General features: G+C 67.6%; 11 protein-coding genes. 8 read left to right on the top strand and 3 right to left on the bottom strand.

The window, feature by feature from the left end; genetic code table 11:
- Positions 1–42 precede the first annotated feature (42 nt).
- The 3 genes from QPK32_RS14615 to QPK32_RS14605 all read right to left on the bottom strand — a co-directional run bounded on the left by QPK32_RS14615 (position 43) and on the right by QPK32_RS14605 (position 3,287).
- Positions 43–1,110: a hypothetical protein gene (locus tag QPK32_RS14615; protein ID WP_290413514.1), complete on the bottom strand. Its 1,068-nt coding sequence runs from the start codon at positions 1,108–1,110 to the stop codon at positions 43–45.
- Between the two features lie 92 nt (positions 1,111–1,202).
- Positions 1,203–2,027 (bottom strand): ferritin-like domain-containing protein, encoded by an 825-nt coding sequence (locus tag QPK32_RS14610; protein WP_290413513.1) that lies wholly within the window; start codon positions 2,025–2,027, stop codon positions 1,203–1,205.
- A gap of 21 nt (positions 2,028–2,048) precedes the next feature.
- The gene (locus QPK32_RS14605) at positions 2,049–3,287 is read right to left on the bottom strand and encodes a hypothetical protein (protein ID WP_290413512.1); all 1,239 of its coding nucleotides are present in this window, start codon (positions 3,285–3,287) and stop codon (positions 2,049–2,051) included.
- A 196-nt stretch (positions 3,288–3,483) separates the two neighbouring features.
- Between QPK32_RS14605 and QPK32_RS14600 the strand changes: the two genes are divergently transcribed.
- The 8 genes from QPK32_RS14600 (at position 3,484) to QPK32_RS14565 (ending at position 15,908) form a co-directional block, all read left to right on the top strand.
- Positions 3,484–4,749, top strand: a complete 1,266-nt coding sequence (locus tag QPK32_RS14600) for a lipoprotein-releasing ABC transporter permease subunit (RefSeq protein WP_290413511.1) — start codon at positions 3,484–3,486, stop codon at positions 4,747–4,749.
- Positions 4,750–4,753: 4 nt separating this feature from the next.
- Complete coding sequence (gene lolD / locus QPK32_RS14595) at positions 4,754–5,455, top strand: lipoprotein-releasing ABC transporter ATP-binding protein LolD (RefSeq protein WP_290413510.1); 702 nt, start codon at positions 4,754–4,756, stop codon at positions 5,453–5,455.
- Between the two features lie 17 nt (positions 5,456–5,472).
- Entirely contained in the window at positions 5,473–6,276 is an 804-nt protein-coding gene (locus QPK32_RS14590) for a TatD family hydrolase (RefSeq protein ID WP_290413509.1), read from the top strand.
- 112 nt (positions 6,277–6,388) lie between these two features.
- Positions 6,389–9,274, top strand: a complete 2,886-nt coding sequence (locus QPK32_RS14585) for a type VI secretion system Vgr family protein (RefSeq protein ID WP_290413508.1) — start codon at positions 6,389–6,391, stop codon at positions 9,272–9,274.
- 32 nt (positions 9,275–9,306) lie between these two features.
- Positions 9,307–10,977, top strand: a complete 1,671-nt coding sequence (locus tag QPK32_RS14580) for a triacylglycerol lipase (protein ID WP_290413507.1) — start codon at positions 9,307–9,309, stop codon at positions 10,975–10,977.
- A 119-nt stretch (positions 10,978–11,096) separates the two neighbouring features.
- Positions 11,097–12,650, top strand: a complete 1,554-nt coding sequence (locus QPK32_RS14575) for a T6SS immunity protein Tli4 family protein (protein ID WP_290413506.1) — start codon at positions 11,097–11,099, stop codon at positions 12,648–12,650.
- A gap of 24 nt (positions 12,651–12,674) precedes the next feature.
- Complete coding sequence (locus tag QPK32_RS14570) at positions 12,675–13,781, top strand: T6SS immunity protein Tli4 family protein (RefSeq protein WP_290413505.1); 1,107 nt, start codon at positions 12,675–12,677, stop codon at positions 13,779–13,781.
- A gap of 273 nt (positions 13,782–14,054) precedes the next feature.
- A complete protein-coding gene (locus tag QPK32_RS14565) occupies positions 14,055–15,908 on the top strand; it encodes a glycosyltransferase 87 family protein (RefSeq protein ID WP_290413504.1) in 1,854 nt (617 codons plus the stop codon).
- The last annotated feature ends 4 nt before the right edge of the window (positions 15,909–15,912 follow it).

Raw genomic sequence — 15,912 nt, 5'->3', positions numbered from 1 at the left:
CGCTGCTGCGCACGGGGCAGGGGCGGATCGAGATACGGGTCTTCACATCAGTGATTCCAGGGTCGGACGGCGCCAGAACTTGCGCTGGGCCATCGGGGTCGTCGTGGTTTCCAGGTGGCCGTCGCGGTGGCTCAGCACCAGGCGCAGGTCCTTGACGGCGCCGGCGCGGACACGTTCCAGCACGGGCGCGAACAGTTCGGTTTCGAGCAGCTGCATCTGCTCCAGCCAGCCGCCCCAGTCGGCGGCGATGGCCGGCGCCGCCACGTTGCCGCACACGAGCAGCAGCGACCCGTCCAGCTTGCCGAGCACGTCGGCCGGCCTTGCGGGACGCTCCTGGGCCAGCGCGCCCAGCCAGCCGGGCACCGACCATGCGGCAAGCCGCGGCGGATGGAAGCTGCGCAGGCCGGCGTTCGCGACCAGCATGTTCGCGTGTTCGGTGGCCATGCTCGCTTCGCCCCACGGCCAGAAGGAATTGATGGCGGACTGGCCGCGTGCCTCGCGCTCGGCATTCACGGGGTGCGTGTACCAGGTCACCTGCACCTCGTTCTGCAGCTTGCGGAACGCGCGCGCCGGCGGGCCGGACGGCATCCAGTCGGTCAGGTTCATGCCCACGGCCGCATCCGGGCTCGAGGTGCTGATCTCGTCCCAGGCGTCGGCGCGCATGAACCAGGTGTCGGCGGCGCCGTATTCGAGCGCATGGCCGGCTTCCTCGAAGCAGGAGCGGGCGCTGTCGAACAGGGCGCGGCCCTCGTCCTCGCGCAGGTCGAGCTGGCGCGTGTCGCCCATCAGCAAATGGGTACGGGCGATCTGGATGTGCGTGGGGTTGACGACGAACCAGCGTCCGTCGCCAGGATCGAGGCCGAAGCCGCGCATCGCGCCCGCCGCGACGCCCGGCACCAGTCCCTGGTCGCCGTGCGACAGCCCCAGCGCGTCGGCGATCCACAATTCGTGCGGCAGGGCGCGGGCGGCGGCGGGCAGCGGCAGACGGCGCGAAGATGATGATTTCGACAAGAGCGCGGCCAGGGCCGGCGCTTGCAGGGCGCGGACCAGTTCGGGCGCGAATTCGGGGGCGGGGAGGGCGAACGGCAGGACGAGCGTAAGTTGGGCCATACCCGTATTGTAGGCCAAATAGGGTGTCCGCGAGAAATGCGCTCGCGCGGACACCGGCGGCTTGCCGGGCCGGACATCCGGCCCGGACGGCGTCAGGAATGCTTGCCCGGTGCCGACCCCGCGTCCGGCATCGCGGTGCCGGTATTGGCCGTGCTGGCCTGGCCGGTGCTGGCCGCCGCGGCCTGGGACGCGGTGCTGTCCAGGCCCACGGCTTCCTCGTACCAGGTCTGGATCATGGCCTGGTGCTTGCGCTCCTGCAGCAGCGCGTCGCTGAAGCCCTCGACCATCTCGTCCTGCCCGCTTTCCGAGGCGAGGGCGATCAGGGTTTCCCAGCCCACGCCGTCGCTCAGCTCGGCCGTCAGGATCGCATGCAGCGACTGCGCCAGGCTGGTGCGCGGATCGCTGAGCACCTGCACCAGGCCCATCGCCTCCACGCCGACCAGGTCGGCGCTCGGGGTCTGCGCCGTCGGGTCGCCGCCCATCGTCGCGATCGCGTCGCGCATCAGCAGCGCGTGGCGCGCCTCGTCCCCGCGGATGCTGGCCACCTGTTCGCGCGTGATCGACAGCGTGCCTTCGCCCAGCGCGTCGAGCTTGGTCAGCAGCGCGTCGTACAGGCGCGTGGCCGTGCGCTCCATCGCCAGGCGCTCGGCCATCTTGTCGAGCAGGATCTGCGGGCTGTCGCCCTTGAGCATGTGCACGCCCATGCTGACCATGCCCTTCATCGTGGCCGGCACGGGAATGGAGCCGAGCCCGTCTTCCTCGGCGATATAGGACTGGCGCAGCTGGGCCATCGCCGTCTCGTCGCCGGGCGTGCCGCGGGTGATGATGTTGTCGTCGTCGAGCATGGCCTTCGTCTGCAGCGGCGCCATCTGCACGCCCGTCTTGTTCATGCCCACGTGTTCCTTCTGTTCTGCCATTTCTTCCTCCGATTCCTGTCGTTAGTGCGGCAGCGCGCCGGGATTGGCGCGCATCATGGCGGCAGCCGTGGTGCCGGTCGGGATCGTGGCGCCGCTGGCGGGGCCGCGCGTCATCAGCTCGGTGCCGGGCACCCAGATGTAGCCGGCCGAGATCGGCTGGCTCGCCTCGCCCTCGGCGTGCAGCATGGCGCGGTAGTCGCGGCTGTCCTGGCTTTCCTGTTCCTTCGGCACGAACTGGGTGCCGTTGCGGCGCAGGTCGACCTCGTTCACGAGCACGGCGCGGTAGAAATCGCGCTGGCTCTTGAGTTCGATGGGCCGTTCGAACGGGCCGGTGACGATCTCGGCCACGTCGCGGCCCTCGTACTTCTGGAAGGCTTCCGCGGCGACGTGGAAGTGGCCCAGTTCGTAGTCCAGGAAGCGTTCCCAGATGGCCTTGATGCGCGGGTTGGTCTCGGACTCGACGCAGCTGTAATAGTTGTAGCACTCGTTGGCCTCGTGCAGTACCCACTGCTCGAGCCAGGTCTCGGACGGATCCAGCATCGATTCGTACTGCGTCACGTGCTGTTCCTCGACCGAGGCGATCTCGGCGTACAGCTGGCGCGCGATCGGGTCGGCGAACACGGGGCCCACGTTCATGTAGTAATTGTGGGTCTGGGCCTCGGTGGAGGTGATGGTCAGCGCGTGCAGCTTGCTGAGCATGTGGGCCTGGGTGCGGTCGTAGTGGTCGACCAGGTCGTCCGACGGATGGCGGTGGTGCTCCCAGGTCGGGCGCGCCGGGATGATGTCCGTATAGCTCTGCGTGATGTTGTTGGGGTCCTTGCCTTCGAGGCGGTCGAGCAGCGCCGAGTAGCGGTAGATGTGGTCGAAGTCCTCCAGCAGGCCGTAGCGGTAGGTCTGGGCCAGGTACGGGTCGGGCTCGCGCTGGGCCACGGCGGCGGTCAGCTCGATGGCGACCTGCTCGTAGGCGATGGTGATCTCGAGCGGCGAGTGGTCGGGCGACAGCAGCCAGTTGATCATCGTCGCCTGGTGCTGCTCGGAGCGGCGCACGAGGGCGAGCGGCAGGCGCAGTTCCTTGTTGAAGCGCGCCGCCATGTGCGAGAAGCGCAGCGCCTCGATTTCGATGCCGTTCATCATGATGACGCGCACGCGGGTGAATGCATCGTCGTCGAGCTTGCTGAGCGGTTTGCGTACCATGTCGCGCCAGGTATAGCGCTGGTTCTCGATGGACGTACCTTTCGAGTCGAACAGGCTGAATGCCATATGTTCCTCCTGGTAATGGGGGCATGGCCGGTGGTGGCCAATCGACTCACCTTAACCACTTGTCACGGCAATGCAACCGGAATTCAATCGTGCGGCAGCGCACGCAAGCGCTTGAAAATTCAAACCAATTGTGACAATTACCACACGGATGAGCTTTGTATGGCACACTGCGGGTCCAGAAAGATTTACATGGGCCATGAGCATCATCCACAAATTGCCGTACGAATGGCTGGTCGGCCTGCGCTACACGCGGGCCGGCAAGCGCAGCAGCCGCAACAGCTTCATTTCCTTCATTTCCCTGATCTCGGTGTCCGGCATCGCGCTCGGGGTGGCGGCGCTGATCGTGGTGCTGTCCGTGATGAACGGCTTCCAGAAGGAAGTGACGGACCGCATGCTGTCCGTGCTCGCCCATATCGAAGTGTTCGACGCCAGCGGCGCCATGCCGGACTGGCGGCAGGCCGAGCAGGAAGCGCGGCGCAACCCGGCCGTGCGCGGCGCCGCCCCGTTCGTCGAGACCCAGGGCCTGCTGGTGAAGGACGACACGATGAAGCCGGCCGTCATCCGCGGCATCCTGCCGTCCAAGGAACATGAAGTGTCGAGTGTCGCGAAGCAGATTCGCCAGGGCAGCATCGAGAGCCTGCAGCCGGGCCGGTTCAACATCGTGCTGGGCTATGCGCTGGCGCGTTCGCTGGGCGTGGGCATCGGCGACAAGGTCAACATGCTGCTGGCCCAGGGCACGATGACGCCGGCCGGCCTGGTGCCGCGCTCGCGCCTGTTCACCGTGTCCGGCATCTTCGAGGCGGGCCACTACGAATTCGATTCCAGCATGGCCTTCGTCGACATCGAGGACGCCCAGCGCATGGTGCGCCAGCAGTCTCCGTCCGGCCTGCGCCTGCGCATCGCCGACATGCACCAGGCGCCGCAGGTGGCCCAGCAGCTGAAGGCATCGATGCCGGGCGACCTCGTGGTGCGCGACTGGTCCAAGCTCAACGCCAACTGGTTCGCCGCCGTGCAGACGGAAAAGCGCATGATGTTCATCATCCTCACGCTGATCATCGCCGTGGCCGCGTTCAACCTGGTGTCGACGCTGGTGATGACGGTGACGGACAAGCAGGCCGACATCGCGATCCTGCGCACGCTCGGCGCATCCCCTCCGTCCATCATGAAGATCTTCATGGTGCAGGGGGCGCTGGTCGGCATCATCGGCACGGTCGTGGGCGTCGCGCTCGGCGTGCTGGTGGCGCTGAACATCGACGTCATCGTGCCCTTCATCGAACACCTGCTCGGCATCCAGTTCCTGTCCAAGGATATCTATTTGATCAGCGAGATCCCGTCGGACATGCGCTGGCCCGACGTTATCAAGATCGGCGGCGTCTCGGTGCTGCTGGCCTTCGTCGCGACGATCTATCCGAGCTTTACGGCATCCCGTGTCAAACCGGCCCAGGCCCTGCGTTATGAGTGAGACCATGAACCAATCGACTGCCGGCACGCCGGTCCTTTCCGCCCGCGGCGTGGGCAAGACCTTCCGCCAGGGCGACTATGCCGTCCAGGTGTTGGACCACATCGACTTCTCGATCGCCCGCGGCGAGCGCGTGGCGATCGTCGGCGCGTCCGGATCGGGCAAGTCGACGCTGCTGCACATCCTCGGCGGCCTGGATACGCCCAGCACGGGCACCGTGGCGCTGCAGGGCGAGGATTTCGCCACGCTGTCGGAAACCCGGCGCGGCGAATTGCGCAACTCCTCGCTGGGCTTCGTCTACCAGTTCCACCACCTGCTGCCGGAATTCTCGGCGCTCGACAACGTCGCCATGCCCCTGTTGATCCGCCGCGTGGAGCGCGAGGACGCGGTGCGCCGCGCCGAGGCGATGCTCGCGCGCGTGGGCCTGACCAAGCGTGCCGTGCACCGCCCGGGCGAATTGTCGGGCGGCGAACGCCAGCGCGTGGCGCTGGCGCGGGCGCTGGTGACGGAACCGGCCTGCGTGCTGGCCGACGAACCCACCGGCAACCTGGACCACGGCACGGCGCAGGCGATCTTCGACCTGATGCTGGAGCTGTCCAGGACGCTCGGCACCGCCTTCGTCATCGTCACCCACGACCCCGAGCTGGCGCGCCGCTGCGACCGCATGCTGCGCCTGACCGACCAGGGCCTGCATCCGGCACGGGCTTGACGCGCGGGACGAACGCCATGTGGATCGACACCCACTGCCACCTCGACGCCCACGAATTCGGCGCCGAATCGCTGGACGTCGCGCGGCGCGCGGGCGCGCTGGGCGTCGGGATGATCGTGATCCCGGCGGTGGAGGCGGCCGCGTTCGACGGCGTGCGCGCGCTGGCGGCGGGGGCGCCCAACGCCAGCTATGCGCTGGGCATCCACCCGATCTTCGTGCCGCGCGCCACCGACGAGGACCTGGCCTTCCTGCGCGTGCGTGTGGAGCAATCGCTGTCCGACCCGCGCTTCGTGGCCATCGGCGAGATCGGCCTGGATTACTTCATCCCCATGCTGTGCGAGCCGGTCATGCGCGCCAAGCAGGAGCGCTTCTTCCGCGAGCAGCTGCGCATCGCGCGCGACTTCGACCTGCCCGTGCTGACCCATGTGCGCCGTTCGCAGGACCAGGTACTGAAGCACGTGCGCCAGATCCGTCCGGCGGGCGGCATCGCCCATGCGTTCAACGGCAGCTTCCAGCAGGCCCAGAACTTCATCGACCTGGGGTTCCACCTGGGCTTCGGCGGCGCCATGACGTTTACGCGCGCGCTGCAGATCCGGCGCCTGGCGGCCGAGCTGCCGCTCGACGCCATCGTGCTCGAGACGGATGCGCCGGACATCGCGCCGGCATGGGTCCACCCGGGCCGCAACAGCCCCGAGGAACTCCCGCGGATCGGGCGCATGCTGGCCGAACTGCGCGGCATTGCGGAGGACGAGGTGCGCGCGGCGTCGATGCGCGCCGCGCTGGCGGCGATGCCGCGCCTCGCACCGCTCGTCGGCGCCTGAATGTCATCCTGCGCGCATGCGCGCCATCCGCCGTGCCGCGTGCGACCATGCCACACAAGTAAAGTTCGCACCGGGGCATTCTGAGCCAAGCCAATTCCGCGTTTGGTGAAGCATGAAAAAATTCCCTCTCGTGCCGCAATGGGGCGACCGGAGAGGAGAGAATGTGGAAATCGGCGGCGAGTTCCTGCGCATCCTGCAGCACGAAAAATCCCTGAGCACCGCGCACCGGCCCCTGCGCCTGCGCCTGGCCCACGGCAGTGGCCTGCTCGAAGACGTGCTGCTGCCGCAGCGCGTGCAGGGCAGCGAAGCGGTGTGCGGGGGCATCGACTACCGCGTCGCCTGCCTGTGCAGCAATCCGACGCTGCCGCTCAAGGAACTGATCGCGCTGCCGGCCGAGATCCAGTTCGTCACCGACCGCCGGCAGCTGCGCAGCGTGTGCGGCATCGTCACCGAGGCGCGCGCCGGCGACGCCGACGGCGGCCTGGCCGCCTACGAGCTGGTGCTGCGCGACGTGTTCGCCGTCATGGACAAGCGCACCAACAGCCGCGTGTTCCGCCACCAGAACGAACTGGAGATCGTGCAGGCGCTGTGCGACGAATGGCGCCATGCGAACACGGTGCTGGGTGCCGCCTTCGAGCTGGAACTGGATCCGTTGTTCGACCTGCGCCAGTTCCCGCCGCGCGAGCAGACCATGCAGCACAACGAATCGGATGCCGCCTTCGTACGGCGCCTGTTGCGCCGGCGTGGCGTCGCCTGGGTGTTCCGCCCCGGACGCAGCCGCGACACGGCCGTCGATCCGTCCCACGACCGCACGCCCGCCCACACGCTGGTGCTGTTCGGCGACGCGAACGCGCTCCCGCGCAGCAGCGCCGGCAGCGTGCGCTACCACCGCGACGCCGCCGCCGACGGCCGCGACACCATCACTTCCTGGACCGCAGCGCGCCGCCTGCGGCCGGGCGTCACCACGCGCCACAGCTGGGACTACAAGCATCCGGGCGGACCCCAGTTCATGACGGCCAGCGCGACGAGCAGCGCCGACCAGGGCCCCAGCGGCAACCGCCTGGCGGCCACGCTGGACGACTACCTGGTCGAGATGCCGCATGCCGGCAACGACGTCGAGGACCACTGGCGCCTGGGCCAGGTGCGCATGAGCCGCCACGAGTTCGAGAGCAAGTGCTTCCATGGCGAAGGCAGCGTGCGCGACTTCTGCGCCGGCGAGTACTTCACGCTGGAAGACCATCCGGAGATCGACCTGCACCCGGCGCCCGAACGCGACTTCGTCATCACGGAGCTGCGCCTCGCGGCGGACAGCAACCTGCCGCGCGAACTCGAGGCGCGCGCCCGGCGCCTGCTGGCGTCGCTGGATACGGGCGGCGCCTGGAGCACGCCGCAGCAGGGGCAGCCGGGGGTGCCGGGGGTGCACGTCGGTTTCACTGCCGTGCGGCGCGGCATTCCCATCGTCCCCGCGTTCGACCCGCGCACCGACCTGCCGCATCCGCAGCTGCAGAGCGCCATCGTCGTCGGCCCGCCGGGCGAGGAGGTGCACTGCGATGCGCTGGGCCGCGTCAAGATCCGCTTTCCCGGCATGCGCGCGGGCGACCACGCCCATGCGCAGGGTGACGGCGCCTCGGATTCGCCGGCCGATTCGGCCTGGGTGCGCGTGGCGTCCAACTGGGCCGGCAACGGCAGCGGCAGCCGCCAGCAGTCGGGCGCCATCGGCCTGCCGCGCGTCGGCACCGAAGTACTGGTCGCTTTCCTGGGCGGCGATCCGGACCGGCCCATCGTGCTGGCCCAGCTCTATAACGGCCGCGCGGCGCCGCCCGCGTTCGCCGGTGCCGGCGAACTGCCGGCCAACCGCTACGTGTCGGGCACGCGCTCGCGCGAGGTGCAGGGTGGGCGCGGCAGCCAGCTGCGCTTCGACGATACGCGCGGCGAGATCAGCGCCCAGCTGGCCAGCGACCACGGCAGCTCGGAACTCAATCTCGGCTGGCTGGCGCAGCCGCGGGTCGGCAACAGCAGCGGCGCGGCCGCAACGCCGCGCGGGGAGGGCGCCGAACTGCGCAGCGACCTGTCCGTGGCCGTGCGCGGTGCCCAGGGCGTCTTGATCAGCGCCGAGCCCAGCCCGGGGGCCGCGGGCGGCCAGCTCGACCGCGCCGGCCTCGTCGGCCTGGCCGACGTCCTGCAGGGCATCCTGGACGAGGTCGGCAAGCTGGCGGCCGTCCATGGCGCCAACGAACGGCCGGACGAACCGCCGGCCGGAGAGCGTCTCGGCCAGCTCGTCGACAAGCTCAAGCGCTGGCACGCGGGCAGCAACGTCGCCGAAGGGCAGGCGGGCGGCGGCGCGCCGATCCTGGCGGCGACGGCGCCTGCCGGCATCATCGTCGCCAGCAACGACAACCTGGCGCTGGGCGCGGCCAGCAAGGTCGACGTCGTCAGCGCCGGCGACACGGAAGTGGCGGCGGGCCGCAACCTGTTCCTGCGCGCCGCCCGCAGCGTCGCCCTGTTCGCCCACGAGCTGGGCGTCAAGCTGGTGGCGGGGCGCGGCGACATCGTCATCCACGCCCACCAGGGCAATATCCAGATCAAGTCGTCCGGCCGCATCAGCCTGATCGCCGCGGAGCGCATCGAGCTCGATGCCCCGACCGTGCGCGTGGTGGCGCCCGGCGCCCAGACCGACTGGGCCGACGGCTCCATCACGCACCAGAGCCACGCGCGCGAAGTGCACAAGGCGGCCGAATTCGTGCACCTGGGGCCGGACGGCGCCGCGCCGGGCGGCCTGGACATGCCCGTGTCGCACCTGCATACCGACGAATACGTGGTGCTGACGCACCAGCAGACGGGCCAGCCGGTGCCGAACCAGCGCTACCGCGCCACCTTCGAGGATGGCCGCGTCGTGGCGGGCCGCACCGACGCCCAAGGCCGCACCTCCCTCCTCACCGGCGAAGTGATCGGCGAGGTGGACATCGCCTTCCTCCCCGACGACGACACTTCCCGCTGAGCGGGGCCCCCTTCACCCGACACGGAGCGCGCATGGCCGACCCGACCCGCCCCTTGCCCAACCTCGTCCCGCAGCCGGACGGCAGCTGGACCGGCCGCACTGTCCTGACCCCGACCGCCTTCACCACGCGCGGCCGCTTCACGCTGCCACCGTCGAAGGTGATCCCGGTGATCGTGGTGCCGGGGATCATGGGGAGCAATCTGCGGGCGGCGACCAGTCCTGCGAAGCGGGCGAACAAGGCGCTCAGTCCGGGGGAGGCGGCGTGGCGGGCGCCGAATGGGAAGTTCGAGGGGTTGAAGACGGCGCGCAAGTGGCGGGAACTCACGCCCAAGGTGCGCCAGAAGATCCTCGATCCCGACACGCTGGAAGTCGATGCCCGTGGCGACATCCACCTGCCGCTGGAAGCGCGCAACTACGGCTTGTCGGAGGCGGAAGCGCGCCTGCTGCGCTGGGGCGAAGTGCACTGGGATTCCTATGGCGCCTTGCTGTACGGGCTGCACGTGGGCTTGAACCACACCTTCGACATGGATCCGCTCGACAACGTGCGCGTCATATGCCGGCACTGGCGCGACGTCATCGCATGCGATCCAGCCCGTTGGGGCGTACGCACGACGGAGAAGATCACGGAGACCGAGCTGGAGAAGCATGCGCAGTATTACTTTCCGGTGTATGCGTGCGGGTATAACTGGCTCGAGTCGTGCGAGGTCTCGGCGAAGCAGCTGCGCAGGCGCATCGAGCGGACGATCGCGTTCTGGACGGAGAGCAAGCGCAGCTGCGAGAAAGTGATACTCGTGACGCATTCGATGGGTGGCCTCGTCGCCCGTGCCTGTGCCAAGCAGATCCCGGAGCGGATCCTCGGCGTCGTGCACGGCGCGATGCCGGCGCTCGGTGCGCCGGTCTGTTACCGCCGGATCGCATGCGGGACGGAGAAATGGAGCCCGACGAACGGCAAGGTCGACAATATGAAAGCCGAGGCGGTCGCCGATATCCTCGGCACGCAGCCGGAGACCACGATGGCGGTGATGGGCACATCGCCAGGCGTGCTGGAACTGTTACCGAACCATCGTTATCCGCAGCCCTGGCTTCACCTTAACATTGTCAGCCGCGTCAACAACAAGGACGTATCGCGCGGTGTGGTGCATCTGCCGGTCGGGAACCCTTACGACCTGTATCGCGACCTCGATTCGTGGTATCGGATGGTCGATCCCGCCCTTGCCGATCCGGCCAGGAAGTACCATGGCGACGAAAATGCGGTGCGCGGCGCCATCGGCATGGCGATCGACCAGGCCGAACACTTCCACAGGAACATGCTGGACACGTATTACCATCCGAATACTTACGCTTTCTACGGCGCCGACCCCGAACAGATGGCGTTCGGTGCGATTCACTGGGTGGCCCGCGATCCCGGCAAGGGAGGAGTATTTACCGAGGCGAACCTGCGCTCGGCCACGCGCGCAGGCTATGGACAGGGCGGCGGTCGAAAAGTCCGCGTCGAGGGACGCAGCGAGCTCCATTTCGTTCCGGCCCGCCAGGACGCGGCCGGCGATGGCACGGTGCCCCAGCAATCCGGCGCCGGCCCCCGCGGGCAGGCGGGCCAGGTGTTCGACATGCGCGGATTCGATCACCAGGACGCCTACAATCACGACGCCGTCCTGCTACTGACCCAACATCTCATTGTCAAGCTGGTGCAGAAGATGCCATGACGCGAGCAAGCAAGCGCGGGTGGCGGCAGCTCATCGTTTTGCTCGCAGTCCTGGCGTGCGCAGGCACGTGGGCTGCCAGCCATGTCCGCAGCGCACGGGACAGATCCGAGGTGGCGAAAATGACGGAAAACATCAAAACGGTATGCGTCGGTCGATTCCTCGTCGACGTGCCGGCCACGGCGGAGTTCAGTGTGTCGCGCGAAACGGTGGGAGGGTTCGAGCTCGAGACCGTACAGGAAAGCGAGGAGGCGTTTCGCAAGCGGGTCGGCGTGCGCGAAACGGATATCGCCTCGCGTGGACCGTCGACCGACGGAAAAGGCGGCCTGGTGGAGGCGCGCGATCTTCGTGTTGCCGGCATGATCGGCCGTACGCTCGTCTACGGCCGCAAACGCACCCATTACATGGAGGGCGACCGGCGGGTGGATCTCGACTTCGTATCCGTCGAAGCCCACGGCCACATCGGCGGCTACACTTTTTCCCTGTCCGCGGAATATGCGGACGAGGCCGAGGCGGCACTCGCCGAAGCCGTGCTGGCCAGGCTCCGGCTACGGGCCCACGACGAGATTCCCGCCGTCGCCGGCTTCTGCACCGAAGCGGCCGTGTTCGCGGAACCGCTACCGGTGCGGAAGGCGGAGCATGCCGCGATGCATCTTGGGCTGCCGGGCCACCCCGATCTCGCGCTGGCGTTTTCCATCATGCCGGGAAACAGCGAGGAGACTGGACTGCTTGCCCGCGTGGCCGAGGTCGATGCTGAATCGCGTCCGGAAGAGCTATTGCGTGTCAGTAAGCTGCGCGCCAGCCATCGCAGCATCAACGGATTGCCAGGCGAGGAAGTGCTGGAGCGCGTGCGGGAACTGAACTTCACGACGGGCTACAACTTCATGTGGGAGATGAGCGGGGTCAAGGACGATCCACTGCGCCCCTATCTCTTGCTCCAGATGGAGACGGGCACCAATCCGCGCGCCGGAGGCAAGCCGGTCGATTCGACGCTGCACGAGGACGCGCTGGTCGCATTGTGGGACAGGATCTCGTCCAGCATTCGCCTGCGACCTTCGAGTCCGCCTGGGCCGGTGGCCGCGCCGGAACCTCCGGCCCCGCTGCTGGGGACCACGGCGCGGGCGGGAGAACCATGTCCATATTCCGGCTGGTGGCGCTGCAATGAAGGGGGGCCGGGTCTCGACGTCCATGGCGGCGCGGTGCAGTACCTCCGGAAAGGCGAGCGGATGCCACAGGCGCTGTTGCTGCCGCGCCAGACGGTGTGGCAAAAGATGCGAGGGATACAGCCGAGTACGGAGCCTGCCCAGCCGACAGTCTGGAAACTGGTGGACCGGCGCCAACGGCCGCGCACGCCCGTGCTCGTTACCTTGGTGCCGGCGGGAGTGCCAAGCGCAGCGTGCGATGCGAGCGCAACCGCAGACTCGGGCACGGCAACAGGAAGCTGTGCACGCACGGGCGAAGTCTGCCCGGCGAGCGGCTGGTGGCGCTGCGATGAGACACATGCGCTCGACGGGACACGCTGGTTTGCCCGTGGCGCCGTACTGCCTGCGGCGACGTTCCAGGTGCCGTCCGGCCTGTTCGGACGTTCTCCCGGACCCGACGTCATCCAGCGTCGAAGCACGTGGCAACTGGTGCGGCGCGCAGAGGCGGAAGCAAACGTCGATGGCAAGTCTTGATCATTCGGCGAATTCGAGCTGCCCATGTTCTCCTTGAAGAGGACCTACGCCGGCTGGAAGAAGCGCCTGCTCCCGGCCGTGCTGCTTGCATTCGTCGGTATCTGGGGCGTCGACTGCCATTACCGTGCGAGAGATATGTCCGAAGTGGAAAAGATGAGCGCGATGATGAGAACCGTATGCGTTGGTCGTTTCCTCATCGATGTCCCGGCTCGGGCAGAGGTGACGTTGTCGCGTCAGATGATTTCGGGATTCGAGGTCGACACGGTCGAGGAGAGCGAGTCGGATTTCGTCAAGCGCATGACGGCCCGCGAGGCAGACATCGCTGTATCTGGTGCCGACGGTAAACAAGGCGGCATGGTCGAGGCGCGCGACCTGCGTGTTCCCGGGATGCGCGGGCGGACCTTCATCCATGGGCGAAGTCGCGGTTATCTGATGGAAGGAGAACGGCGCGTACCCATGGAGTCGGTGTCGGTCGAATCACATGCACATCTCGACGGATTCAGCTTTTCTCTGTCTGCGAAGTTCACAAAAGAAAGCAGTGCGGCAGAAGCCGAAGCGTTGCTGGCACGGTTGCAGCTGCGTGGCGAGGACGAGGTGCCGTTTGCACCAGGCTTCTGTATCTGGCGTGGAAGCTTCGTGGAACCTTTGCCGACGCACAAGAACGAGCATATCGCGATGCACATGGGGCTGGCCAATCATCCTGACTTGGCTGTTGGACTGTCCAGCATGCCTGGAGGCGGCGCAGATGCCGACTTGCTGGCCAGGGTTGCTGAAACAGACGCTGCCGCTAGCGCCGACGAACTGCTGCGTATCACGAAGTTGCGCGAACAGACGCGCGTCATCAATGGCATCGGTGGCGAAGAAGTGCTGGAAAAGGTGCGCGAGCTGAATTTCACGACAGGTTACGGGTTCATGTGGGAAGCGCGTGGCGCGACCGTGGGTGCCGGAGACCAGTGTCCTCAGTCCGGGTGGTGGCGTTGCAGCGAGAGTGGGCCCGGCGTCGACGTGCAAGGGGGCGCGGTACAGTTCATCAGGCAAGGGGAGCGGATGCCGCAGGCACTGCTCCTGCCGCGCGCGACGATGTGGCAAAAGCTGCGCAGCGTCCAGCCCAGTGTCGAGCTACGAGACTGACGACATGGCGCTGGACGACAACGCCGCAGTTGCCGCCCAGTAGTGCCGGCCAGCACGGGTACCACGGCTGCTCGCATAAAGATGCCTAAAAGAAATTATAATAATGGCCTCGTTTTCACTGGCTATTATCATGATTCTCCTGTGCGCTTTACGTCTTGCCGATCTGCCCCTGTCGCCTGACACTCTGGATTTGCAGATCCAGGGACGGCGTCGCAAGCCGACGTCCAGGGCGCACCCGGCTTCGAACCCGGCTTCGAACAAAGAGGCCCGCGCATGACCTCCGTGCGCCGCGCGCTGGCGGCAATGGACGCCTGGTGCATGCGCCGCACGGCCTTCCTGGACCGGCCGCGCGCGCCATTGGTGTTCGCGCTGCTCGTCCCCGTGCTGTTCGGTCTGGCGGCGGTCGTCATCGGCCAGGACGACAACTGGGACCTGCGCAACTACCACCTGTACAACGTCTACGCGCTGCTGAACGACCGCATCGGCTTCGACCTCGCGCCCGCGCGCTTCCAGACCTATTTCAATCCCACGCTGGACTTGCTGTACTACGGCTTGCACCAATGGTTGTCGCCGCCCGCGGCCGGCTTCGTCATGGGGGCGCTGCATGGCATGAACTTCCTGCTGCTGTTCGGGATCGCGCGCTGCCTGACCGGCATGGACCGGGGCGTGCGCCTGCCGCTGCTGCTGGCCTGCGTCTGTATTCTCGGGCCGGGTTTTCGCGGCGAGCTGGGCAACACGATGGGGGACAATACGACGGCCTTGCTGGTGCTGGGCGCGCTCTACCTGATGTTGTCGCGCTGGGACGCGCTGGCGGACCGCGTCGCGAAGGCGGCCCCGGTCGTGCTGGGGGCCGGCTTGCTGGTGGGCCTGGGAACGGGATTGAAGCTGACCAACGCCCCGTATGCGGTGGCGCTGCTGCTGGCCTGCATCGCCTTGCCGCTGCCATGGCGCCGGCGGATGATGCTGGCCGTCCTGTTCGGGATCGGGGGCCTGGCCGGGTTGGCGCTGACGGGGGGATGGTGGTTCCACAAGATGTGGCAGATGTTCGGCAACCCCTTGTTCCCGCAATTTAACAATATCTTCCACAGCCCCTGGGCGACGGAGAACGGCGTCATCGACGCCTATTTCCTGCCCAGGACGCTGCGCGAGTACGTGCTGTGGCCGTTCATTTTCGCCGCCGATTCCGGCCGCGTCACGGAAGTGGCGACGCGGCTCGTCATGTGGCCCGTCGCCTATGTGCTGTTCGCCGCCTCGGGCCTGGCGTTGCTGCTGCGCCGCTGGCGCGGCGCGCGCGTGCCGTCGATCGGTCCGCGCGCGCGCTTCTTCCTGCTGTTCGTGGGCCTGTCCTATCTCGTCTGGATGCGCACGTTCAGCATCTACCGCTACCTGGTCGCGCTGGAGTTGCTGGTGCCGCTGGCGATCTGGCTGCTGTGGCGTGCCATTGCCGTCCAGGAGCGCACGGTGCATCGCCTGGCGGGCGTGACGCTCGTCGTGCTGCTGCTGTGTGCCATTCCGACGCCCCGCTGGGGCAATGCGCTGTGGGGCGAGCGCGCCTACAGCGCCGAAGTGCCCGCATTCCCGGCGCCGGCGCGGAGCGTGGTCTTCATCGCCCAGCCGGAGCCGCCCATGGCGTGGCTCGCGACCATGTTGCCGCCACAACTGAAGTTCATCGGCGTCGGCACCGGCTTCCCCGAGTCGCCGGCATGGCGTGAGCGCATGCGCCAGGCGGTGGCCGAACGCGCCGGCCCGCATTACGTGCTGCTGGGCGCGGTGAAGCACGAAAAACTGAATACGCTGGAGAACAAGCTGGCGGTGGCCCGGTGGCTGGGATTGACGGACGATGCGGCCGGCTGCGCGAAGCTGGACCGGCTGGGCCGCGTCGTACGGCTGCAGGCGCACGTGCAGCGCCTGCCTGGAGGCGGCTGCACCCTCGCGCTGCCTCCGGAGCAGCGCGAGATCGACCTGGACACGCCCAACCGCGCCATCGTCGCCACCGCGGCGCAGCACCTGGCGGGCTACGGCATCGCCGTCGAGGCGGCCAGCTGCAAGGTCTACGATGCCGCGGTGGCCCGCCGCACCTACCGTTACCAGCTGTGTACGGCGCTGCCGCGCATGAATCCGGAGTAATTGC

Source organism: Massilia sp. YIM B02763 (assembly GCF_030412015.1).
Classification (GTDB): Bacteria; Pseudomonadota; Gammaproteobacteria; order Burkholderiales; family Burkholderiaceae_D; genus Telluria.
This window is presented reverse-complemented; position numbering and strand designations above follow the sequence as displayed.

Coding starts and splice junctions, on each gene's coding strand:
- QPK32_RS14615 (WP_290413514.1), bottom strand. CDS start 1,110: ATGGCCCAACTTACGCTCGTCCTGCCGTTCGCCCTCCCCGCCCCCGAA.
- QPK32_RS14610 (WP_290413513.1), bottom strand. CDS start 2,027: ATGGCAGAACAGAAGGAACACGTGGGCATGAACAAGACGGGCGTGCAG.
- QPK32_RS14605 (WP_290413512.1), bottom strand. CDS start 3,287: ATGGCATTCAGCCTGTTCGACTCGAAAGGTACGTCCATCGAGAACCAG.
- QPK32_RS14600 (WP_290413511.1), top strand. CDS start 3,484: ATGAGCATCATCCACAAATTGCCGTACGAATGGCTGGTCGGCCTGCGC.
- lolD (WP_290413510.1), top strand. CDS start 4,754: ATGAACCAATCGACTGCCGGCACGCCGGTCCTTTCCGCCCGCGGCGTG.
- QPK32_RS14590 (WP_290413509.1), top strand. CDS start 5,473: ATGTGGATCGACACCCACTGCCACCTCGACGCCCACGAATTCGGCGCC.
- QPK32_RS14585 (WP_290413508.1), top strand. CDS start 6,389: ATGAAAAAATTCCCTCTCGTGCCGCAATGGGGCGACCGGAGAGGAGAG.
- QPK32_RS14580 (WP_290413507.1), top strand. CDS start 9,307: ATGGCCGACCCGACCCGCCCCTTGCCCAACCTCGTCCCGCAGCCGGAC.
- QPK32_RS14575 (WP_290413506.1), top strand. CDS start 11,097: ATGACGGAAAACATCAAAACGGTATGCGTCGGTCGATTCCTCGTCGAC.
- QPK32_RS14570 (WP_290413505.1), top strand. CDS start 12,675: ATGTTCTCCTTGAAGAGGACCTACGCCGGCTGGAAGAAGCGCCTGCTC.
- QPK32_RS14565 (WP_290413504.1), top strand. CDS start 14,055: ATGACCTCCGTGCGCCGCGCGCTGGCGGCAATGGACGCCTGGTGCATG.